General features: G+C 64.5%; 20 protein-coding genes. 11 read left to right on the top strand and 9 right to left on the bottom strand.

What is annotated here, in order from left to right:
- Positions 1 to 36: 36 nt before the first annotated feature.
- The gene (locus tag VRZ08_RS02835; RefSeq protein ID WP_414531506.1) at positions 37 to 1,254 is read right to left on the bottom strand and encodes a diguanylate cyclase domain-containing protein; all 1,218 of its coding nucleotides are present in this window, start codon (positions 1,252 to 1,254) and stop codon (positions 37 to 39) included.
- A 1-nt stretch (position 1,255) separates the two neighbouring features.
- Here VRZ08_RS02835 and VRZ08_RS02830 point away from each other — a divergent pair, with 1 nt between their 5' ends.
- From VRZ08_RS02830 to gmk, 8 genes are all read left to right on the top strand, one after another.
- A complete protein-coding gene (locus tag VRZ08_RS02830) occupies positions 1,256 to 1,414 on the top strand; it encodes a hypothetical protein (protein WP_414531505.1) in 159 nt (52 codons plus the stop codon).
- A 239-nt stretch (positions 1,415 to 1,653) separates the two neighbouring features.
- Positions 1,654 to 2,613 carry an ACP S-malonyltransferase gene (fabD, locus tag VRZ08_RS02825; protein WP_414531504.1) on the top strand — a complete coding sequence of 320 codons (960 nt, stop codon included), beginning with the start codon at positions 1,654 to 1,656 and terminating at the stop codon, positions 2,611 to 2,613.
- Between the two features lie 19 nt (positions 2,614 to 2,632).
- Complete coding sequence (gene fabG, locus VRZ08_RS02820) at positions 2,633 to 3,370, top strand: 3-oxoacyl-[acyl-carrier-protein] reductase (RefSeq protein ID WP_012496526.1); 738 nt, start codon at positions 2,633 to 2,635, stop codon at positions 3,368 to 3,370.
- A gap of 303 nt (positions 3,371 to 3,673) precedes the next feature.
- Positions 3,674 to 3,913 carry an acyl carrier protein gene (locus tag VRZ08_RS02815; protein WP_002716125.1) on the top strand — a complete coding sequence of 80 codons (240 nt, stop codon included), beginning with the start codon at positions 3,674 to 3,676 and terminating at the stop codon, positions 3,911 to 3,913.
- A gap of 96 nt (positions 3,914 to 4,009) precedes the next feature.
- Positions 4,010 to 5,275, top strand: a complete 1,266-nt coding sequence (gene fabF / locus VRZ08_RS02810; protein ID WP_107356019.1) for a beta-ketoacyl-ACP synthase II — start codon at positions 4,010 to 4,012, stop codon at positions 5,273 to 5,275.
- A 201-nt stretch (positions 5,276 to 5,476) separates the two neighbouring features.
- Positions 5,477 to 6,733, top strand: coding sequence for an endolytic transglycosylase MltG (mltG, locus tag VRZ08_RS02805; RefSeq protein ID WP_107346635.1), 1,257 nt, complete (start codon positions 5,477 to 5,479; stop codon positions 6,731 to 6,733).
- Positions 6,734 to 6,836: 103 nt separating this feature from the next.
- Complete coding sequence (locus VRZ08_RS02800; protein ID WP_107356018.1) at positions 6,837 to 7,724, top strand: YicC/YloC family endoribonuclease; 888 nt, start codon at positions 6,837 to 6,839, stop codon at positions 7,722 to 7,724.
- A 2-nt stretch (positions 7,725 to 7,726) separates the two neighbouring features.
- Positions 7,727 to 8,389, top strand: a complete 663-nt coding sequence (gmk, locus tag VRZ08_RS02795) for a guanylate kinase (RefSeq protein WP_164571855.1) — start codon at positions 7,727 to 7,729, stop codon at positions 8,387 to 8,389.
- Between the two features lie 3 nt (positions 8,390 to 8,392).
- Here the strand turns inward: gmk and VRZ08_RS02790 are convergent, their stop codons facing one another.
- The 8 genes from VRZ08_RS02790 to lptF form a co-directional block, all read right to left on the bottom strand.
- On the bottom strand, positions 8,393 to 9,574 hold the full coding sequence (locus tag VRZ08_RS02790; RefSeq protein WP_414531503.1) for a hypothetical protein: 1,182 nt from the start codon (positions 9,572 to 9,574) through the stop codon (positions 8,393 to 8,395).
- Between the two features lie 158 nt (positions 9,575 to 9,732).
- Positions 9,733 to 10,791: an alcohol dehydrogenase gene (locus VRZ08_RS02785; RefSeq protein WP_107356015.1), complete on the bottom strand. Its 1,059-nt coding sequence runs from the start codon at positions 10,789 to 10,791 to the stop codon at positions 9,733 to 9,735.
- A gap of 16 nt (positions 10,792 to 10,807) precedes the next feature.
- Positions 10,808 to 11,671, bottom strand: coding sequence for a 16S rRNA (adenine(1518)-N(6)/adenine(1519)-N(6))-dimethyltransferase RsmA (rsmA, locus tag VRZ08_RS02780; RefSeq protein ID WP_414531502.1), 864 nt, complete (start codon positions 11,669 to 11,671; stop codon positions 10,808 to 10,810).
- Positions 11,668 to 12,681 (bottom strand): 4-hydroxythreonine-4-phosphate dehydrogenase PdxA, encoded by a 1,014-nt coding sequence (gene pdxA / locus VRZ08_RS02775; RefSeq protein WP_414531501.1) that lies wholly within the window; start codon positions 12,679 to 12,681, stop codon positions 11,668 to 11,670. Before pdxA ends, rsmA begins: the two co-directional genes overlap by 4 nt.
- 60 nt (positions 12,682 to 12,741) lie before the next feature.
- On the bottom strand, positions 12,742 to 13,668 hold the full coding sequence (locus VRZ08_RS02770; RefSeq protein WP_264052558.1) for a SurA N-terminal domain-containing protein: 927 nt from the start codon (positions 13,666 to 13,668) through the stop codon (positions 12,742 to 12,744).
- Between the two features lie 77 nt (positions 13,669 to 13,745).
- Positions 13,746 to 16,253: an LPS-assembly protein LptD gene (locus VRZ08_RS02765; RefSeq protein ID WP_414531500.1), complete on the bottom strand. Its 2,508-nt coding sequence runs from the start codon at positions 16,251 to 16,253 to the stop codon at positions 13,746 to 13,748.
- A gap of 8 nt (positions 16,254 to 16,261) precedes the next feature.
- Entirely contained in the window at positions 16,262 to 17,347 is a 1,086-nt protein-coding gene (lptG, locus tag VRZ08_RS02760) for an LPS export ABC transporter permease LptG (RefSeq protein ID WP_414531519.1), read from the bottom strand.
- A gap of 13 nt (positions 17,348 to 17,360) precedes the next feature.
- Complete coding sequence (gene lptF / locus VRZ08_RS02755) at positions 17,361 to 18,527, bottom strand: LPS export ABC transporter permease LptF (protein ID WP_107344933.1); 1,167 nt, start codon at positions 18,525 to 18,527, stop codon at positions 17,361 to 17,363.
- Positions 18,528 to 18,937: 410 nt separating this feature from the next.
- Here lptF and VRZ08_RS02750 point away from each other — a divergent pair, with 410 nt between their 5' ends.
- From VRZ08_RS02750 to VRZ08_RS02740, 3 genes are all read left to right on the top strand, one after another.
- Entirely contained in the window at positions 18,938 to 20,440 is a 1,503-nt protein-coding gene (locus VRZ08_RS02750) for a leucyl aminopeptidase (protein WP_414531499.1), read from the top strand.
- Between the two features lie 8 nt (positions 20,441 to 20,448).
- Positions 20,449 to 20,901 (top strand): DNA polymerase III subunit chi, encoded by a 453-nt coding sequence (locus tag VRZ08_RS02745; protein WP_107356010.1) that lies wholly within the window; start codon positions 20,449 to 20,451, stop codon positions 20,899 to 20,901.
- A gap of 129 nt (positions 20,902 to 21,030) precedes the next feature.
- Positions 21,031 to 21,570, top strand: a complete 540-nt coding sequence (locus VRZ08_RS02740) for a hypothetical protein (RefSeq protein ID WP_414531498.1) — start codon at positions 21,031 to 21,033, stop codon at positions 21,568 to 21,570.
- The last annotated feature ends 2 nt before the right edge of the window (positions 21,571 to 21,572 follow it).

Below are 21,572 nucleotides of genomic sequence, written 5' to 3'. Positions count from 1 at the left end.
ATAAAGCCCAGGGGAGATCATGGTGAGACCGTCCGTTCAGCTCCCGGCCGGGATCTGCGGATGCGCCGTTATACGGATTTCGGTCGCCTTGGCAAGGGACTGAAGCTGTCGTTTCGGCCACCGGTCTGCCGATTCCGCTACCCGGCGCCTCGAGGGAGGAGCCATGTTGGGGGTAACGGGTGCGGGCGGTCGAGCGGCTGAGCCGGTGAGGCTGGATGCCACGAACCGGCCCTTTCCCTGACGTTTGGCCTGATACATGGCAATATCGGCGGCCCGCAGCAGGTCGTCCACCGTCGCGCCATCGTTCGGGAAGGTTGCGGCGCCGATGCTGACCCCGATGTCGAGCCGGCCGTGGCCCGCCAGTTCGAACGGCTCGGCAATCGCCGCGATGATTCGCTGCGCGACGGGAGCCGCATCGTCCGTCCGTGTTCCGGGCAGCAGCACCACGAATTCGTCGCCGCCGACGCGAAACACCTGATCCTGCTCGCGGACGCTGCTGCGGAGCCGCTCCGCGACCGAAACGAGCACGGCATCGCCGGCGGCATGACCGAACCGGTCGTTGGCGCTCTTGAAGCCGTCGAGGTCGAGACAGAACACGGTGAGCGGCTGGTGGCCGGCCGCATCGGCCCCGCGCAGCAACCGTTCGAACCGCTGCCGCTTCAGCACCCGGTTGGGCAGCCCGGTGAGAGAATCGTAGTTGGCGAGACGGCGATTCTTCCGCTCGGAGAGAAACAGGTTGAGCAGCACCTCGTAATTCTCGAGCAGAACGAGAGCCATGCCCAGGCCCCAGATCGGAACGAGCAGTCCGACGATGTACATATAAGGCAACGGCGACAGCACCATCGCCACGCTGTAGGGCGTGCCGAGCAGATAGATCAGCGTAATTCCGTAGCGCGGCGTGCCCGAGTTGCGGGACGAGATCCCGCCCGCCAGGCCGGAGATGAAGATGCCCGCCATCAAAATCAGCAGCCAATCGCCGGAGATAGCGCAAAGCCCGCAACCAATTCCGTAGCAAATCGCCCAGGACATGCCGAGATAGAGCGGCAGCACCGCATTGCCGGGGCGACCGGCCGCTTCGTCGCGCTGCAATGCAGCAAGCGCGGAGTAGCGTGCTGCACCGAACCCGAGTTCGACCGCGAGCCAGACCATCGCCCAGATTGCGCCGGTGGTGGCGGCGACCACTGCTGCCATTAGAGTTGTGGAGAAGATCGCCAGCACCAGCGTCCGCTTCCTGGTTTGCGTGTGCAGCAGCAACTTGCGAACGATCGACGCGGGCTGCGGCTGCGGGCCGCTGATCAGCCAAGTGATGATCGGGCTGGATGGGCCGATTGCGCGCAAAAAGCTCGCATTTGTCGAGGGCAAGTATCGTTCGCTGATCAATCGCATGAGGAATAATCGTCCGCTGTGCTGGTGATAGCGGTAGCCGGGAAAGCGTTGATGGGTTCCTTAAAAGCCGTACGCACCTTCCTGTACGGTAAATGCATTTCGCAGATGCCGGCCGTTCGACCGGAGAGGCGTTGCCGAGACGATGACAACAACAACCCTGTGAGTCACAGGGCTGTTCGAAAGGATGTTAGACAGCAGTCAACTTGACACGACGGGGCCGGGCGGTGTCTTACGGCCCCGACTTCAGAGACAGGTTCAGGAATCCAGATGACCGCAGCATTCACTTTTCCGGGGCAGGGGTCCCAGGCCGTGGGCATGGGCAAGGCGCTCGCCGAAGCCTTCCCGGCGGCACGGGCGGTGTTCGACGAAGTCGACGCGGCGCTCGGCGAAAAGCTGACCTCGATCATCTGGGAAGGCCCGGCCGAAACGCTGCAGCTCACCGAGAACGCACAGCCGGCGCTGATGGCGGTGTCGCTGGCGACGATGCGCGTGCTGGAGGCTGAGGCCGGTCTGTCGGTCGGCAAGGATGCCGCTTTCGTCGCCGGTCATTCGCTCGGCGAGTATTCCGCGCTGGCGGCGGCCGGCAGCCTGAGCGTGAGCGACACGGCGCGGCTGCTGCGGATCCGTGGTCAGGCAATGCAGAAGGCGGTGCCGGTCGGCGTCGGCGCGATGGCCGCGCTGCTCGGCCTCGATTACGACACCGCCGTCGCCGTGGCGGCCGAAGCCGCGCAGGGCCAGGTCTGCCAGGCTGCCAATGATAATGGCGGCGGACAGGTCGTGGTCTCCGGTCATAAGGACGCGGTGGAGCGCGCGGTCGAGATCGCCAAGGGCAAGGGTGCCAAGCGCGCGATGCTGCTGCCGGTGTCCGCTCCGTTCCATTGTTCGCTGATGCAGCCGGCGGCCGAAGCCATGGCCGAGGCGCTGGCGGGCGTCACCATCAAGGCACCGGCGGCACCGCTGGTCGCCAACGTTCTGGCGTCGCCGATCACCGATCCGGATGAAATCCGCCGCCGCCTGGTCGAGCAGGTCACCGGGACCGTGCGCTGGCGCGAGTCGGTTGCATTCATGGCGTCGCAGGGCGTGAACCAGTTTCTGGAGATCGGCGCCGGCAAGGTGCTGAGCGGCCTGGTGAAGCGCATCGCTAATGGCGCGATTGGTATTTCCGTAGGTGGCCCCAACGACATCGCGTCGGCGAAAGACGCGCTGGCGGCCGGACGCTCGGCATAAGCCGGCACAAGGAGGCGAGATGTTCGATCTGACAGGCAGAACCGCGCTGGTCACCGGCGCAACCGGCGGCATCGGCGGCGCGATCGCCCAGGCGCTGCACGGCCAGGGCGCCACCGTGGCGATCTCCGGCACGCGGCGCGAGGCGCTCGACGCGCTGGCCGCCAAGCTCGGCGAACGCGTGCACGTGCTGCCCTGCAATCTGTCGGACGCGGCGGACGTCGAGGCGCTGGTGCCGGCTGCGGCCGAAGCCATGGGCGGGCTCGACATCCTGGTATGTAACGCAGGTATCACCCGCGACAATCTGTTCGTGCAATTGCGCGACGAGGATTGGGACGAGGTGATCAAGGTCAACCTCACGGCGACCTTCCGGCTGACGCGCGCTGCCACCAAGCTGATGATGCGCAAGAAGTTCGGCCGCATCATTGCGATCACTTCGGTGGTGGGCGTCACCGGCAATCCGGGGCAGGGCAACTACACGGCCTCGAAGGCGGGCTTGATCGGTATGATCAAGACGCTCGGCGCCGAATACGCCAAGCGCAACGTCACGGCGAACTGCATTGCGCCGGGCTTCATCGCGACGCCGATGACCGACGTTCTCAATGACAAGCAGCGCGAGGCGATTCTCGGCAAGGTGCCGGCCGGCCGGCTCGGCACGCCGGACGACATTGCGGCTGCGGCGGTTTATCTCAGTTCGAACGAGGCCGCCTACGTCACCGGTCAGACCATTCACGTCAACGGCGGGATGGCGATGATCTGACAGCAATCTGCGAGCTTGTGGCGGCGCACGCGGTCCCCCGCAGTCGCCGCGGGCTTGTGGTCAATGCATCGGAAGTATGATAACCGAACCACTGGCGGACAAGCAAAGAAGGCCATTGCAGGATGTCCAAACCCTGTATATTGGCGATGGGGAGCTTGCCGCCCGGGTGGTCGGCTTCGACCCGGGGACGGGGGCAAAATCAACACACTTCGCGATGCGACGGGAACTTAGCGAGTTGACGCACCACGATGGCTCGTATCGTCTGTCGGTCGGGTCGAAACGGAACAGCACGGGGTTAAATAGATGAGTGAGATTGGCGAGCGGGTTAAGAAGATCGTGGTCGAACACCTTGGTGTCGAACCCGAGAAAGTTGTCGATAGCGCCAGCTTCATCGACGATCTCGGCGCCGACAGCCTCGACACCGTCGAACTCGTGATGGCGTTCGAAGAAGAGTTCGGCTGCGAAATTCCGGACGATGCCGCCGAGACGATTCTCACCGTCGGCGACGCCACCAAGTTTCTCGAGAAGAACGCAAAGAGCTGACGCTCCGCGCGGTGTGATGGAAGCCGGACGGACCGCACAAAAGCGGTCCACCGGCTTCTTATTTTGCATCGCGCATTCTACGCCGGAGTGCTGGAGATGAGACGGGTTGTCGTCACGGGCCTTGGCATGGTGTCGCCGCTGGGCTGCGGCGTCGAACCAACCTGGAGCCGCGTGCTCGCCGGCGAAAGCGGCGCGCGCAAGATCGACGCGTTCGACGTGTCGGATATCGCCAGCCAGATCGCCTGCATCATTCCGCGTGGCGACGGTACCAACGGCACCTTCAATCCTGATCAATGGATGGAGCCGAAAGACCAGCGCAAGGTCGACGACTTCATCGTCTATGCGATGGCGGCGGCGCGTCAGGCGCTCGATGACGCCGGCTGGCGTCCCTCCACCGAAGAAGAGCGCTGCGCCTCGGGCGTGCTGATCGGCTCCGGCATCGGTGGTCTGCAGGGCATCGCCGAGACGGCGCTGCTGCTCGAGCAGCGCGGCCCGCGCAGGATCTCTCCGTTTTTCATTCCCGGCCGCCTGATCAATCTGGCGTCGGGCTATGTCTCGATCGAATTCGGCCTCAAGGGCCCGAACCACGCGGTCGTCACCGCGTGCTCGACCGGCGCGCATGCGATCGGCGATGCGGCGCGGCTGATCGCGCTCGGCGACGCCGACGTGATGGTCGCCGGCGGCACCGAATCTCCGATCAGCCGTCTGGCGATGGCCGGCTTCGCCGCCGCGCGTGCGCTGTCGACCGGTTTCAACGATACGCCGACCAAGGCTTCGCGGCCGTACGACAAGGATCGCGACGGCTTCGTGATGGGCGAGGGCGCGGGCGTCGTCGTGCTGGAAGAGTACGAGCACGCCAAGGCGCGCGGCGCACGGATCTATGCCGAAGTGATCGGCTACGGTCTGTCGGGCGACGCACATCACATCACTGCGCCGAGCTCGGATGGTGACGGTGCGTTCCGTTGCATGAGCGCTGCGATCAAGCGCGGCGGCATCGCGGTGTCGGACATCGACTACATCAACGCGCACGGCACCTCGACGCCGCTCGGCGACGAGATCGAACTCGGTGCGGCGCAGCGTCTCCTGGGCAATGCGGCCTCGCGGGTGTCGATGTCGTCGACCAAGTCGTCGATCGGCCATCTGCTCGGCGCTGCCGGTGCCGTGGAAGCGATCTTCTGCGTGCTGGCGATTCGCGACAACGTCGCGCCGCCGACGATCAATCTCGACAATCCTTCGGTCGAGACCGCGATCGATCTGGTGCCGTGGAAGCCGCGGTCGCGCGAGATCAACGTTGCGTTGTCGAACTCTTTCGGGTTCGGTGGCACCAACGCGTCGCTGCTGTTGCAGCGCGTGCCGAACTAACGCGCGCGCCTTCATCCACCGTTTCGCCGCAATCGCTGCTAAACCCTACGCGGTCCGTTAGTTTCGGAGTATGATCGGTTGCAGCCCTCATCCGCCTGGATAGACTCCAGACCGGACATTGCATCGAAGTCGTGATCCCGAATGTCGCCGGTGCAGATTGCGCCGGCCCCAATGCGAGCCGACAGGATTCAGGTTGCACCGATGAGTGAAAGGCCGCCGATTTCGCCGAGAAGCCCGCGTGCGGCGCTCGAGCCGGAGCAGCTTCCGCCGCCGCCGAAGCGGTCCGACCATGCCCGCAATCCGCTGGTGATCATCGGCAATGCGATCATCACCTTCATCGTGGTTGTGATGATCGGTGCCGGCGGCTTGTACGTGTATGGCAAGAACAAGCTCGAAGCGCCGGGCCCGCTGGCGCAGGACAAGGTCGTCAACATCCCGCAGCGCGCCGGTCTCGACGACATCGCACAGATCCTGAAACGCGAAGGCGTGATCGAAGACGGGTGGCTGGTATTTGCCGGCGGTGTGATGGCGCTGCGCGCCCGCACTGAACTGAAGCCGGGTGAGTATCTGTTTCAGAAGAGCGCCAGCCTGCGCGACGTGATCGGAACCATCGTCGAAGGCAAGGTGGTTCAGCACGCGGTGACGATTCCCGAAGGACTGACTTCGGAGCAGATCGTCGAGCGCCTGTCCGACAATCCGATCTTCACCGGCAGCATTCGGGAAATTCCGCGTGAAGGAACGTTGCTGCCGGAGACCTACAAGTTTCCCCGCGGCACGCCACGCGAGCAGGTGATCCATCGTTTGCAGCAGGCGCAGAAGCGGGTGCTCAGCGAGATCTGGGAGCGTCGCAGTCAGGATCTGCCGATTAAGACGCCCGAGCAGCTGGTGACGCTGGCTTCGCTGGTGGAGAAAGAGACCGGCAAGCCGGACGAGCGCACCCGCGTCGCCGCGGTGTTCGTCAATCGGCTGCAGAAGAAGATGCGGCTGCAGTCCGACCCGACGATCATCTACGGACTCGTCGGCGGCAAGGGCACGCTCGGCCGTCCGATCAAGCGCAGCGAGATCACGCAGCCGTCCCCGTACAACACCTATGTGATCGACGGATTGCCGCCGGGGCCGATCGCCAATCCGGGGCGCGCGTCGCTCGAGGCTGCGGCCAATCCGGCGCGCACCCGCGACCTGTACTTCGTCGCCGACGGCAGCGGTGGTCACGCCTTCAGCGACAATTACGAGGTGCACCAGAAGAACGTCGGCAAGCTGCGCGCCCAGGAAAAGCAGCTCCAGAACGACACCGTCGAGCCGCCGGAAGAAACACCGCCGGCCGCAGCCGCGCCGGCTACTGAGCCGGCTGCCGATCCTGCTGCGTCGGCCGCACCTGCGGGGGCGCCGAAGGCCGGCAAGAACGGCGCGCAGAAGCGCCGCGCCCGCAACGCGACACCGAACGGTGCGACCGAGTAACTTGCACGCGCCCGGCAGTTCACATCGCGGCGGAGTTTGCGTTAAGTTCCGCCGGCCGATACGCGGCGATTCTTAAACCTCGAAATCCGGAGACAGTGACGCGATGTCGTTATCGAGCATGACCGGATTTGCGCGCAGCCACGGTGCCAGCGGCCCCTACGTGTTCGAGTGGGAATTGAAGTCGGTGAACGCCAAGGGCTTCGATTTCCGGATGCGGCTGCCGCCCGGCTGGGACGATATCGAGCCGCCGGTCCGCAAGCGTGCCGCCGAGGTGCTGTCCCGCGGCACCGTCTACGCCAATCTCACCGTCAAGCGCGCCAACGCGGTCTCGGCCATCCAGATCAATCAGGATGTGCTGGCCTCGGTGTTGAAGGTTGCCAGTGAGATCGCCGGCAAAGTCGACGCCGTCGCGCCGAGCATCGATGGGCTGCTCGGCATCAAGGGCGTCATCGAGGTGGTCGAACCCGAGGCCGACGAGGCCGAGGAGAAGGCCGCACGCGCCGCCGTCGAAACTGCATTCGGTGAAGCGCTGAAGAGCCTGATCGAGATGCGCAAGCGCGAGGGCGCGAGCCTCGGCGCGGTGCTGGCCCAACGTCTGGATGAGCTGGAAGCGCTCGCCAAGCAGGCCGAGGCGGCGCCTGGCCGCAAGCCTGATGCGATCAAGGCGCGTCTTGCCGAACAGATCGCGGCGCTGCTCGATACGTCCGACCGTTTCGACCCTGATCGGTTGCATCAGGAAGCCATCATGATGGCGACCAAAGCCGATATTCGGGAAGAGCTCGACCGCATTGCGTCCCATATCGCGCAGAGCCGCGAGATGCTCGCCAAGGGTGGCGCCGTCGGGCGCCGGCTCGATTTCCTCGCGCAGGAATTCAACCGCGAGGTCAACACCTGCTGCTCCAAGTCGATCGATCTGGAGTTGACCAATGCCGGACTTGCGATGAAGAACGTCGTCGAACAGTTCCGCGAGCAGGTTCAGAATCTGGAGTAATCATGAGCGACGGAGCGGCGGCCAGCTACAGCGGTGTCGAGCGGCGCGGGCTGATGTTCGTGCTGTCGTCGCCCTCCGGCGCCGGCAAGACGACGCTGTCGCGGATGCTGGTCGAGCAGATGCCGGGGCTGCAGATGTCGGTGTCTGCAACGACACGGCCGATGCGGCCCGGCGAGGTCGACGGCCGCGATTATTACTTCGTCGATCGGCCGAAATTCGACGAGATGGTCGGCGCCGGGGAATTCCTCGAATGGGCCAACGTGTTCGACAATCGCTATGGCACGCCGCGTGCCCCGGTCGAAGCCGCACTCGCAGCCGGCCGCGATGTGTTGTTCGACATCGACTGGCAGGGCACCCAGCAGCTCCGCAGCCGTGCTGGAAGCGACGTCGTTAGCGTCTTCATCCTGCCTCCGTCCGTGCAAGCGCTGGAGCATCGGCTGCATACCCGCGCGCAGGATTCCCACGAGGTGATCCGCGGCCGGATGAAAAAAGCCGGCGACGAGATGAGCCACTTCGACGCCTACGATTACATCGTGGTCAACGACAATATCGGCGTTGCCTTCGAGTCCGTGCGCTCGATCCTGCGTGCCGAGCAGCTCAAGCGCGAGCGCCAGGTCGGATTGGATGCCTTCGTCCGCGGGATGCGCCAGCAGCTCGAAGGCTGACGATCACGCCGCAGAACGCTTCTGCGCCAGCGCCAGCAATTGTTCGATTTCGTCTGCTGCGGGCGGAGCTGGCTCCGCAACGGATCGGCTCGCCGTCTCCGATGCTGCCCGCGACTGAGCGCTGCTGAGTTCTGAGGCCCCGACCTCTGCCGCACCCGGCCGAATGCTGTCGTTGGCGATGCGACGCTCACGGGCCGCCTTGATCCAGGCGGGCGGTTCGATGTCATCCTCCGACGCGACGTGTTCGGCAGGCGGCGGTGCTGTCGGCTTGCGTCGCGGAGCATCGAGGTCGATCGGGCTCGACCGGAAGTCGTTGGCGTAAATATCGGTTGCAACCGGTTCGGTCCGGCCTGCCCAGAGGTCGGGACGTCCGCCGGGCTCACGCCGGACGATCGGCTCACTGCGGCCGAATTTCATGAGTGCGGCCGCGATGCCGCCGGCGACCGCGAGGGCCGCGAGCAGGGCGCCGATCAACGTCGCAAGTGTGCCCGCGCTCATCGATTCCTCGGTGAGGGATGCCGGCGCCGACTTGGTCACCTTTGCGGCCTTGCGCAGCTTGTCGGTGGCATCGGCATTGGCGGGAGCGCTACCGGCCGCTGAATCCGACCAGCGATCGTTCATCGAGGTGGGAGCGGGGGCGCTCGAAGGTTCGGCCGCGGGGGCAGGCGTTGCCGCGGCCTGTGTCGCCTCCACGGGTGCCGTGAGCACCGGTGCCGGGAAGGGAGAATTGGTCGTCGTCGGAGCGGCTGTCTGCGGCTGCTGCGGCGCCGCGAATTCGGCGCGGGCATCGGCAACGGAGGAGCGCAACGGAGCGGCACTCGATTGCGACGGCGCCATTGGCTGCGTCATGCTCGGTGCTGCAGCGGACTTGGTTTTCGGAGATGAAGCTGGACTAGTTGTTGCCGCTGCGGGGGCGCTCTCGGCAGTATCGGTCGCCTCGGGCGAGGTCGCTTCCGTGGGACTTGCTGCTGCCGCTGCGCCGTCCACCTTGCGCAAGTACCAGCACTTGCGCTTGTTGGCGTGGTCGGCCCGGTAGAACCAATGACTTCCGGCCGGGGTGGGCGCGTTCGGTGCCGACAAACAGGTGTCGGCCTGCGCCGAAGACAAGGGGCTTGCTGTGATCGCAACGCTCGCGATCGCGCCGGCGCTCACGGCCAACAGCAGTTTCGCGGATCGGTTGTGCATGGCATTCCCCATTCTGACGCGGACAACGGAACTTCTGTTCGCCCGTTTTTTCCGCGACAAATGGGGTCGCAATATGCCGACAATCCGGTGAGGGTGAGACAATTCGGAGCCTGGCATTGCGGCTTTTGGAACCCGCAATGCCAGGGAGAAGGCGACGATTAGTTCGCCAGCATGATGCGTCCGACAACTTTGCCGGCGCGCAGCTGATCGATCCACTTCTGGGCGTCCTGCATCGGCTCTTCCTTCATCGGCGTCGGCTTGACCTTGCCGGCACGCGCAAGTGCCAGCAGCTCTTTGGTCTCTTCGAGCGTGCCGACCATGAAGCCTTCGACGGTCATCCGCTTGTAGATCCACTGCACCATCGGCAGGCTGAACTGGCCGCCCATCAGGCCGGACACCACGATCTTGCCGCCCCGCGCAACCGTGCTGACGGCGAAGTTCATCGACTTGTCGTTGCCGGCGAAATCCACCACGCCATCGAAGCCGCCATCGGTCTCCTTGAAGATGCGTTTGGCAACGTCGGGCTCCGATGGATCATAGGCAACGGCCGCGCCGTTCTTCAGCGCGGCTTCGCGCGCTGCGGGGCTGAGATCGGCCACCGCGATCGGCTGCTTGAACATCGCCTGGGCCAGCGACAGCCCCATCATGCCGACGCCGCCCAATCCAATTAGCAGCAGATTGCGCTGACGCGGCCGGTCCACCAGACGCTTCAGGGCGCCATAGGCAGTGATACCAGAGCACATCAAAGTCGCCGCGACGTTGGTCGGTAGCGGGTCGTAGTCGAGCAGATACTTGGCGTCCGGTACCAGCACGTGGGTCGCGAAGCCACCGTCGATCGAGACGCCGAGAAAGCGGTTCTTGGCGCACAGGTTTTCGTCGCCGGCGAGGCAGTCACGGCATTTGCCGCAGCCGATCCAGGGAAACACCGCCTTCTTGGTGCCGATCAGCTCCTGCGGGGCATCGGGACCGACTTCGGCAACGACACCGGCGATCTCATGGCCCAGGGTGAACGGCAGCGTCATGCCGCGTGTGGTATCAAGCTTTTTGCCGCCGCCGAGATCGGCGTAGCCGTCCTGAATATGCAGGTCGGAGTGGCACAGGCCGCAGCGCTCGATCTTCACCAGCACTTCGCGCCCCTGCGGCTTCGGCGCATCGATGATGGTCTCACACAGCGGGGCGTCGAATTTCACCAGAGACTGGCGACGCATTTGCGTCATGTCGGGTTTCTCCCTTTCAGGCTTGTGTTCTTATCGCGCGACTATTGGCCAATTCGTTCGCCATGGCAACAAAACCGGAAACGGGCACGGTCTCGGCACGCCGCGCCGGATCGATCCCGGCGGCCGCTGTAAGCTGTGCCGGATCGATGCCAAGCGACTTGAGGCTCTGACGCAGCATCTTGCGGCGTTGACCGAATGCGGCGGCCGCGACTTGCTCAAGCGCTGCGCGATCGCACGGCTCCGGTTGCTGACGAGGCACCAGGCGCACCACCGAGGATGTCACCTTCGGCGGCGGCACAAAGGCGGACGGCGAAATATCGAACAGCATCTGCGTCTCGGCGCGCCAGTTCGCCAGCACCGCAAGCCGGCCATAGGCGTCGTCGTCGTGATGCGCGACGATGCGCTGCGCCACTTCGCGCTGAAACATCAGCACCATCATCTCGTACCACGGCGGCCATGGCTCGGCGCAGAGCCAGCCGATCAGCAACGGGGTGGCGATGTTGTAGGGCAGGTTGGCGACGATCCGGGCGCGATCACCGTTCAGCAGCGGGCGCGGATCGAACTCCATGGCGTCGCCGCTGATGATCTGGAGGCGGCCAGGATAGTGCGCCGCGATTTCCTCCAGCGCGCCGAGTGCGCGCTCATCTCGCTCAATCGCGATGACACGCTTGGCGCCGGTCGCCAGCAGGGCGCGGGTGAGACCACCCGGACCGGGCCCGATCTCGACCACCGTGACACCCTCGAGCGGGCCGGCTGCTCGTGCAATGCGCGCCGTCAGATTGAGATCGAGCAGGAAGTTCTGGCCGAGCGATTTCCGCGCAGCGAGATCATGCCGCCGGATCACCTCGCGCAGCGGCGGCAAATCGTCGATCGCGCTCATGCGGTCTTGGCCGATGCCATTTGTGCGGCGAGCTTCAAGGCCGCGATCAGACTCGAGGGATTGGCGCGGCCGCTGCCGGCAATGTCGAACGCCGTGCCGTGATCAGGTGACGTCCGGATAAAGGGAAGACCAAGGGTGACGTTGACACCTTCATCAAACGCAATGGTCTTGATCGGGATCAGCGCCTGATCGTGATACATGCAGATCGCGCAGTCATAGGTCTTGCGTGCGGCCGCATGAAACATCGTATCGGCCGGCAGCGGTCCCCGCGCATTGATGCCTTCGCCCCGCAGCATCTCGACCGCAGGTGCCACCACGGCGCGGTCCTCATGCCCCAGCGCACCGTCTTCGCCGGCATGGGGATTGAGGCCGGCGAGGGCCAATCGGGGCTGCTTGATCCCCATACGCTCGCGCAGATCTTTGACGACGATCCGCGCGGTCGACACGATCAAATCGGTGGTGAGTTGAGTGATCGCGTCGCGCAGCGAGACATGGATCGTCACCGGTACGACCGCGAGAGTAGGGCACCACAGCATCATCACCGGCTGCGGCACGATGCCGTCTCGCTTGGCGAGTTCGGCCAGAAACTCGGTATGGCCGGGATGGCGGAAACCGGCTTGGTACAGCACGCTCTTGGCAATCGGGTTGGTCACGACAGCGGCTGCGCGGCCGCTCTGGACGTCTGCCACGGCGTGCTCAATCGACGCGATTGCGGCCGGCGCGCTCGTCTCGTTCGGCTGGCCAGGCTGCGCGGTTGCGGTTTGTCCCGTGGAGACGATCGGAAGGGCGGTGGCAAACGCAGCCGCGGCGTCTTCGGCTTTGACCTCGGCGAGTGGAACGTCGAGGCCAAGCAGCGTGGCGCGGCGGGACAGACAGCCGGCATCACCAAGCAGGTAGAACGGCGGCAGTCCGTGTTGCTCGCGCTGCAGCCAGGCTGCCAGAGCGATGTCGGGGCCGATCCCTGCAGGCTCGCCGAGTGTCAGCGCCAGTGGTTTTGCCATTCCGGTCATGATCGACTCCGAGGCGCGGACCGCCGGCACTTGTGTCGCAAGGAAGCTCGCTGCAACGTCTCAGCGATACTCGATCATCGCGGCTTTGCGGACTTCCTGCAGATACTCTTTAGACTTCGCCTGGAACTTCTCGCCGAACAGCTTCTCACGGATTTCGCGCTTGCGCGGCGTGTCGGCTGTCGACTGCTTGCGCTCACACAGGGCCACCATCTCGATGCCCTGCTTGGTGGCTTCGGGCGGGGTGAGGTGGCCCACCGGCGTCTTGTCGAGGATATCGCGGAGGGCCGGCGGCAGATCGGCGGAGGTCTTCATCACGATGCCGCGGATCGCCGCATTCGGCATCGCTTTGAAGACGCGATCCGCCTCGGCGCAGCTCGAGATGCGGCCGCGAAGCTGCTCCGCTTCCTTGCGGCGGGATTCCAGTGACTCCGAACCCGAGCCGCGCGAAACGATCATCACCACGGGCCGGAGTTGATACTCGAAACTTTCGACGGCTTTGGAGTCGTCTCCGCCCTTGAGCTGGGCCTGAACTTCACGCTCGCTGACCTGGAGACTGTCCTTGAAGCGGCCACGCACCAGGCTCGCCCAGACCATCTCGGCCCTGATCCGCGACTTCAACGTATCCGGCCGAATGCCTTGAGCGGCCAGCATATTCGTCATCTGCGCGGTGCTCATCCGCATCCGCGACGCCATCGTGGAGAAAGAGGAGTCGATGTCGGAATCGCTGGGATTGACGCCGTACTTCTTGGCTTCCTTGATCTTGACCTTCTCGTCGATCAGATCCTCGAGAACCTGCTGCCGGCTGTCCGCTTTGTGCGACATCCGGTTCAGCTTCGAGCGCTGATCGATGTCGAAATTGGTGATCGGTTCGCCATTGACCATCACCACGACCGACTGCGCCTGGCCCTGCGTCGTTCCAAGACCCAGCGTCGCCGCCGCACAGCACAGCGCCAAGCCAATGATGCGAAGGGAAAGCTTGCTCGTCATGGGTCGCGTTTACCTCACAGCCGATCGGGTTCTGGGTGGTGGCGAGCCGGAAAACGTTCAGGCCCGCGCGGCGCGCGCTATTGGCCGAACATGCCGCTCGCTGCGCCAGACACACTCTGCTGCATCGCAAACATGCCGATGGTGCGGAGTCCGATCTGCACCATGACCGAGTGGTTGAGCGTCGGCGTCGTTCCGTAGTTGGCGTAGGAATAGCCGGTAACGTAGTTCAGCGCCAACACGAAGCAGTCGTCCACGTAACCGGCGCCGACGATGTATTGGTTGATCTTGTTGGCTTCAAGATCCCAGCGGGCGCCGCCCGAGACCACCCAATTGGATGCGATCTTGAGCGTTCCGGTTCCGAGAATGCCCTGACGACGTGTCAGGAAGCCGAGATCGGGCTGGGCGGCGTAGTTGCCGTAGATCATGCTCACCGACCAGCGATTGAAGCTGGCGCTGGCCTCGGCTTCGAACCGCTCGACGTTGAACGTCGCTTCGTTGAAGCGTGCGCGGGTCGTGAACTTGTAGGTCGAGTTCGGCGAGTACGACACCCGGCCGACATAGTCCGACTTCGGCTTAGCCAGACCGGAGTCGAGGCCGGTGTTGGTGGCGTCCGCCACCGCGAACGAGTTCAGGCCGAACAGCTGATAGGACTGGCCGAACAGCACGTTGACCGAGCCGCCCTGATCGAACTGCGTGGTTGCCTGGACGCCGACATTGGCGCGGCCGCCGCCTTCGACGCGGTCGTAGCCGGAGAACTTGTCGACGCTGAACAGATTGCTGGCGTCGAACACCATGGTCTGTGCGTCTTCGTTCGGCAGCTTGCCGGCGTAGGACTCGTTCGGGCGGATGATCACCTGCGCGATCGGCTCGATCGTGGTGGTGCCCCACGGCTGAACGTTGATGAACGGGTAGCGATATTCCAGGCCGACGGTCGGCATCAGCCGCATCGCCTGCGTGTCGCCCGGCAGCAGATAGTTCGATACGCCGGGCTGATTCGAAATTGAAGCGTCGATCGCGTCGGCGCGCAGCGAGGCGAACGGGGTCCAGATCTGGCCGTAGGGGTCGGTGAACGACCGCCGCCAGTCGGCCTGCGCGGTCAACCGGGTGTAGGTGCCGGGGACGCCGCGCAGCAGGCAGCTCGACGGCAGCCGCGCCGCCGGATCAGCCGACGTGTTGAGGCAGAGCCCCGTGGTGTTGGCGATGGTGGTGACCGGATCGAACTGCGCCGTCTGGCGGCTCAGGCTGGTCAGATTGGTCTTGTAGCTGAACTCGCCGCCGAAGATGTTCTGATCGAGCGTCTTCGAATAGTCGAGCACCGGGTGCACGACCGGAATCTGGCCCTGAATATCCGCAGCGGCCCAGCCGAGATAGTGGATCGCGCGAATGTCGAAATACGACCGGTTGCCGACGCCAGTCAGATAGATCTGCGACGTCGCCTCGGTCGATTGATTGAGGAACGTGCCCCAGCTGTCGCGATATTGCGCCAGCCGATAGTCCAGGAAGAACGCGCGATCGGACATCAGCACGCCTTCCCAGCCCCACACCCATTTGTCGTTGAGTGCGAACTGGCCTTTGGTATCGACGGCGCCGCGGAGGTCGCGGTTGCCGGGCGTATTCGCTCCGAAAGCGGCGGGATCGGACTGGTTGATGCCGTAGGCGCGGACCTCGTAGGCACCGTCCAGCAGCCGCTGCCGGAACTCGCCCTGCATCAACACGCCTTGCTTGGTGGTGATGCGCGGGGTGATCGTGACGTCATAGTCGGGGGCGAGCGCCCAATAGAACGGGATCTCGAAGCCCGAGCCGAACGTCGTGTTGCTCGTGTAGGCCGGCATCAGGAAGCCGGTCTTGCGCGCGACCGTCGGATCCGGGGTCGACAGATACGGCATGTAGGCGAGCGGGACGCCGAAGAACTCGATCCGAGCATCTTCGAAGTACAGCATCTTGTCGGTCTGGTCGTGGATGATCCGTGCACCCTTGACCTGCCACAGCGGCGGTTTTTTCGGATCGTCCTTACAGGGCGCGCACGCGGTGTACACGCCGTTCTGGAACACGTTGTAATTGCCGCCGGTGCGGTCCGCGCGCGACGCCGCGATGCGGGTGTCCTGCGCCGTATCGACCCGCAGCGAGTCGACGAAGCCGTCGCGATAGTCGTCCGACAGATCGAGGAAATTGGCGTAGGTGATCTTGCCGTCCGCATCGGTCATGCGGACGTTGCCCTCGGCGCGCAGCCGCTTGGTGTCCTGGTCGTAGACCAGCCGATCAGCCTCGACGGTGGTGCCGTTGTAATACATCTGCACGTTGCCGACCGCAGCGACGCGCTTGTTATTGTAGTCGTAATTGACCTCGCTGGCCTGAACCAGCATCTGGCCGTTGTTGGCGGCCGGCGGCGGAGGCGGCTTCGGCCGGGCAGGGCGCGGATTGTAGGTGTAGCCCTGAGCGGAGGCGGAATCGATCACGACCGCCTGCATCCCGCCCGCGAGCGCGAGCACGGCAAACGGCGTCAGCAATACAGCCGTCACCACACGCTCGCGGCGCACCTTGGTGCGCCGACGCTTGGTCGACAGCTTTCCATGGAGGGCGGCCATCGCAGCCACTATCCGTCCTCCTGATAGAGCAAGGCTAGAAATCCAGCGAGACCGCCCACGCACACGGGCAACCACGCTGCAGCAAGCGGATGCATCAGTTCAGCCTTACTCAAATCCTCGGTCACTTTCGACAGGATATAGAGCAGAAAGCCTGCGGCCACGCCACTCAAAACCATCTTTTGCACGCCGCCGAAACGGAAGAATCGCAAGCTCACAGAAGCAGCTAGCATGACCATCGCGGCCAGCAAAAACGGCTTTGCCAGCAGCTTGTGATACTGCAGACGATAGCCAGCGGTCGCAAAACCGGAGTTTTCCGACGACTTGATGTAGGTCGGAAGTTGCCAAAAAGACACACTTTCCGGCGTGGCAAAACTGTTGCGGACCTGCGCGAGTGTGAGTGACGTCGGCAACTCAAGGGTGTCTTGATCTACCGGGGCACCGTTCATTGTATAACGGCGTACATTTTTCAGCAGCCAATGCCCCGGTTCGAGCACCGCCTCCCGCGCCTCGATTCGGTCCTTGAACTGGAAGTCGGGTTCGAATCGAAACACCGTGATGCCGGTGAGGACCGCGCCTTGCTGCTGGCTGCGTGCGGCGTTGATGATCGCCTGTCCGTCAGGGCTGACCTGGTTCATCCAAAAGCCGTTGGCATCCTGCAGCCCGCCGGTGTTCTCGCCGAACATTTCGGCTTCCATCTGCTTGGCGCGCTCCTGCATGTGCGCGGACAGCGGATTGAATACGGTGGTGGCAATGATCCCGATCGCGATCGCGCTCCACAGGGCGGGCGAGATGAATTCCCAGGCCGAAAGCCCGGCAGCGCGGGCCACCACCAGTTCAAGGCTGCGCGACAACGCCAGGTAGCAGGTCATGCCGCCGATCAGGATGCAGAACGGCAGCAGCCGTTCGAGCAATTGCGGTACGCGGCAGAATGAGGCCTGCGCGACATAAAAAGCCGAGACGGCGAGGCCGCCGGCACGGCGCAGCAGGTCGACATAGTCGACGAACACCAGCAACACGAACAGCCCGAAGAACACCCCGAGCGAGGCGATCACGAACCGGCGGGCGAAGTAGCGTCCGAGGGTGTTGACGACCATCATGCGCCCCGCGTTACGCCGGCACCGGTCGCCGGATCAACCGGGCGATCGACGCATTGAAGGCGTTCAGGGCTTCAGTCACACGCGCCGGCGGTTCGATCACGACGTTGCGGTTGATCAGCCACAGGCACGTCCCGGTGGCGACGAACAGCAGCAGATACTGCAGGCCGGCCACGTAAGGCGTCTTGTTGGCGATCACCGACAACGCGAACCCGGCGAGTCGCACCACGAAAGCGACCAGCACCGCGCCGGCCATCGAGAAGTTGCGGCTCTGTCGGGTGGTCCGGGCCAGGCCGAGAAACGCGAAGGCGACCGCGGCGAAGAAGAACGGATAGATCGGCGCCAGCAACCGATCATGCATTTCCGAGCGGAATTCGGTCGGCAGCCGCGCCAGCAGCGGATCGTTTTCCGCCGGCCACAACAGCTCCCACAGATAGCGTTCGCGAATGCCATAGGCGACGTCGCGGGCACGCGAGAACTTCGACATGTCGAAGGCGTAGCGGCTGAACGCCACCAACGCGGGCTCTTCCTTGCCGGTCTGGAAACGCTCGAGGTGGCCGTCTTCCAGCACCAGGAACGAGCCCTTGTCGTTTTTCACGACGGTGCCGTGGTCGGCGATGATGCTGATGCGCTCGTTGGGCGCGCGGGCGTCGTCGATGAACACGCCGACCAGCAGGCCGCCCGGTTGACGCTCGCGGACCCGGATCGTCAGTCCCTGTTCGAGCTGCGCGAACCGGCCGGGCTGCAGCACGTTGGCGAGCACGTCGGCGGTAATCTCGCTGTCCCACCGCGCGATCCGGCGAAGCCCATCGGGCGCGATATAGGCACCGATGATGATCACGAGCGCCGCCACTACCATGGTGGCGTAGAAGAACGGCCGGAACAGCCGAATCGGCGACAGGCCGGCGGCGTTCATCACGATGATTTCTGAATCGGTTGCCAGCCGGTTGAGGGTGTGGGCCACCGCGATCATCAGCGCGATCGGGGCGATCACCAGCACCAGCACCGGAACGGCGAGGCCGGTCAGCCCGAGAAAGGTGATGATGGTCTGGCCCTGGCTGGTCATCAAATCGATGCCGCGCAGCGCCTGGGTGATCCAGATCACACCCGTGAGGCTGCCCATCACGACCGCGAACGACACCAGCGTCGTGCGGAAGATATAGCGGTCGATGGAGCCCATCGCTCAGTACGATCCCCTCGAATCCGGATTCTATGGCCGCCCGGATTCATGATGAATCCTCCCCAGGGCGGAAAGCCCGGCCTTGTCCCAGGTTGCCATTACCATCTGTCTGATCTGTCAACAAAATGGCCGGGACGCGGCGCACTGGGGATATGGTTAATGGTGCGCGACCGGCTCCCGAAGACCACAGATTCCTGTTCCGTGCAATGTAAAGACAGGGGCAGTAGCACCATCGACGGTGACCTCGCCACCGATCCGCCGACGGAGCGCCGCGCAATCCACTTTCCCGTGAAAGCTGCGCAGCTTAACGATGTCGTCTTGACTTGACGCCTCAACGCTCCAAAACAACGGCTTTGGACCCGCGCCTGCCGGATCGTTTCCGCCGACAGCCTGTTTTTGGAGGAATGCCAATGCCCGACGCCGTCAAGGTCGGTTTCGTCCCGTTTTCTACGCCCGCGCGCGGCACGCTGATCGTGTTCTGCGACGACGGTCTGAAGTTCGGCGCGACGGCGACCAAGGCCTTGGGCGCAGCGGTCGCCACCGTCAAGCGCGCGGCTGCCACCGCGCAGTTCAAGGGCAAGTCCGGTTCCGCCCTGGACCTGTTGGCACCTGAGGGCCTGAAGGTCGGCCGCCTGATCGTTGTTGGCGCCGGCAAGGTCGCGTCGATCAACGATTACGATCTGCTCAAGCTCGGCGGCGCCGTTGCCGGCAAGATCGGTGCGGGCGATACCGCCGTGACGGTGATTGCCGATCTGCCGACCGGCGCGATGAAGCCCGAGCAGGCGGCTGCGATCGCCTCCGGCATCCGGCTGCGGGCCTATAAGTTCGATCGCTACAAGACCAAGAAGAAGGACGACGAGACCGGCGCGGCGAATGCCAGCGTCACGCTCGCGGTGGCCGATCCGGCGGCGGCCAAGAAGGCGTTCACGCCCGACAGTCATGTCGTCGACGGCGTCATCCTGGCGCGCGAGCTCGTCAACGAGCCGCCGAACGTGCTGTATCCGGAAGAATTCGCCAAGCGGGCCGCTCAGCTCAAGAAGCTCGGCGTCGAGGTCCAGATCCTCGACGTCAAGGCGATGACCCAGCTGAAGATGTGCGCGCTGCTCGGCGTGTCGCAGGGCTCGGCACATCCGGGCCGCACCGTGATCATGCGCTGGAACGGCGGCAAGAAGGGCGAGCAGCCGCTCGCCTTCGTCGGCAAGGGCGTGTGCTTCGACACCGGCGGCATCTCGATCAAGCCGTCGGCCAGTATGGAAGATATGAAGGGTGACATGGGCGGCGCGGCCTGCGTCGTCGGCCTGATGCACGCGCTCGCGGCCCGCAAGGCCAAGGTCAATGCGGTCGGCGCGATCGGCCTGGTCGAGAACATGCCGGACGGCAACGCGCAGCGGCCGGGCGACATCGTCACCTCGATGTCGGGCCAGACCATCGAGATCATCAACACCGACGCCGAGGGCCGCTTGGTGCTGGCCGACGTGCTTTGGTACGTGGCGCAGAAGCACAAGCCGAAGTTCATGGTCGATCTGGCGACGCTGACCGGCGCCATCATGGTGGCGCTCGGCACCGAATATGCCGGCCTGTTCTCCAACAACGATCAGCTCGCGGAGCGGCTGACCGCGGTGGGTCAGTCCACCGGCGAGAAGGTTTGGCGGATGCCGCTCGGCCCGGAATACGACAAGCAGATCGATTCCCAGTTCGCCGACATGAAGAACACCGGGTCGCGCAACGGCGGTTCGATCACCGCGGCGCAGTTCCTGCAGCGCTTCGTCGACGGCACGCCGTGGGCGCATCTCGACATCGCCGGCACCGCGATGGCCTCGCCGAAGAACGAGATCAATCAGAGCTGGGGCTCTGGCTACGGCGTCCGTCTGCTCAATCAGCTCGTGGCGGAGTACTACGAAGCCAAGAAGTAATCGGCGCGATGACCGAAGTGCTGTTCTATCACCTCCAAGGCAGGACCGTCGAACAGGTGCTGCCGCCGCTGCTCGAGAAATCACTCGCGCGCGGCTGGCGGGTGGTGGTGCAGTCGACATCCGAGGAGCGGGCCGACGCGCTCGACTCGCATCTTTGGACCTATCGCGACGACTCGTTTCTGCCGCACGCCACCTGGCGTGTGGCAGACGCCGCGCATCAGCCGATCCTGCTGACGACGGGCGAGGGCAATCCGAATGGAGCCAAGGTCCGGTTCCTCGTCGACAACGCGGCGCTGCCCGAGGATTCGGGCAGCTACGAACGGATGGTGCTGCTGTTCAACGGCGATGACGACGAGGCGGTGGCAATGGCCCGCGACGCCTGGAAGCAGTGCAAAGCGAAGGCTTTTGAGGTGACGTACTGGCAGGCCGACGAGGCCGGTCGCTGGCAGCGGCGGGACTAGGCGGACCAGACCAGGCAACAGGCTGTGGATGCTGAAGGCGACCGCAGGGCTACGGCAAGGCCGTCACGGTGGTGCCGTAAATCGGTGATTGGACAAGTGCTTAAGATCTCTATAGGGGCGCGATCGATCGTGTATCAGAAGTTTTCCGTGCGGCCGCTGTTCATCACGCTGGCGCTGACCACGCCCTTGCTTGCGGGCTGTTCCGGCACACCTGAATTCCTGTCACGCGATGCCGAGTGGTTCTCGAAGCCGGGCCGGGTGTTCATCAAGAACATCTCGATCGAAACCCCGCCGCTGACGCCGGACAAGCCGGTGACCCCGGAAGACCTAATCAGCGCGGACGGCCGCTGCCCTGGCATGGGGCCGGCGCCGGGCGATCCCAACGCGCCGCAGGACGGGCAGGCCGCTCCAATGACGGCGGGCGGCACCGTCGCGCTCGGCCACACCGAATGCGACGTCGCGCGCGGCCTCGGTGCGCCGGACCATGTCAGCCTGTCGAACAATGAGCGCGGCGACCGTCTCGCGGTCCTGACCTACAACCGCGGGGCGCGTGCCGGCATCTACACCTTCACGGCGGGCCGGCTCAGCGCGATTGAGCGTGCACCGGACGCTGTCCAGGAACGCAAGCCGCCGCGCGCGAAGAAGCGAAGCACGCGCTCGGCGCAGTAGCG

Origin of the sequence: Rhodopseudomonas sp. G2_2311 (genome assembly GCF_047501505.1) — a bacterium.
GTDB classification, from domain to species: domain Bacteria; phylum Pseudomonadota; class Alphaproteobacteria; order Rhizobiales; family Xanthobacteraceae; genus Rhodopseudomonas; species Rhodopseudomonas palustris_H.
The sequence above is the reverse complement of the archived record's forward strand: the minus strand, read 5'-3'. Positions and strand labels throughout refer to the sequence as shown.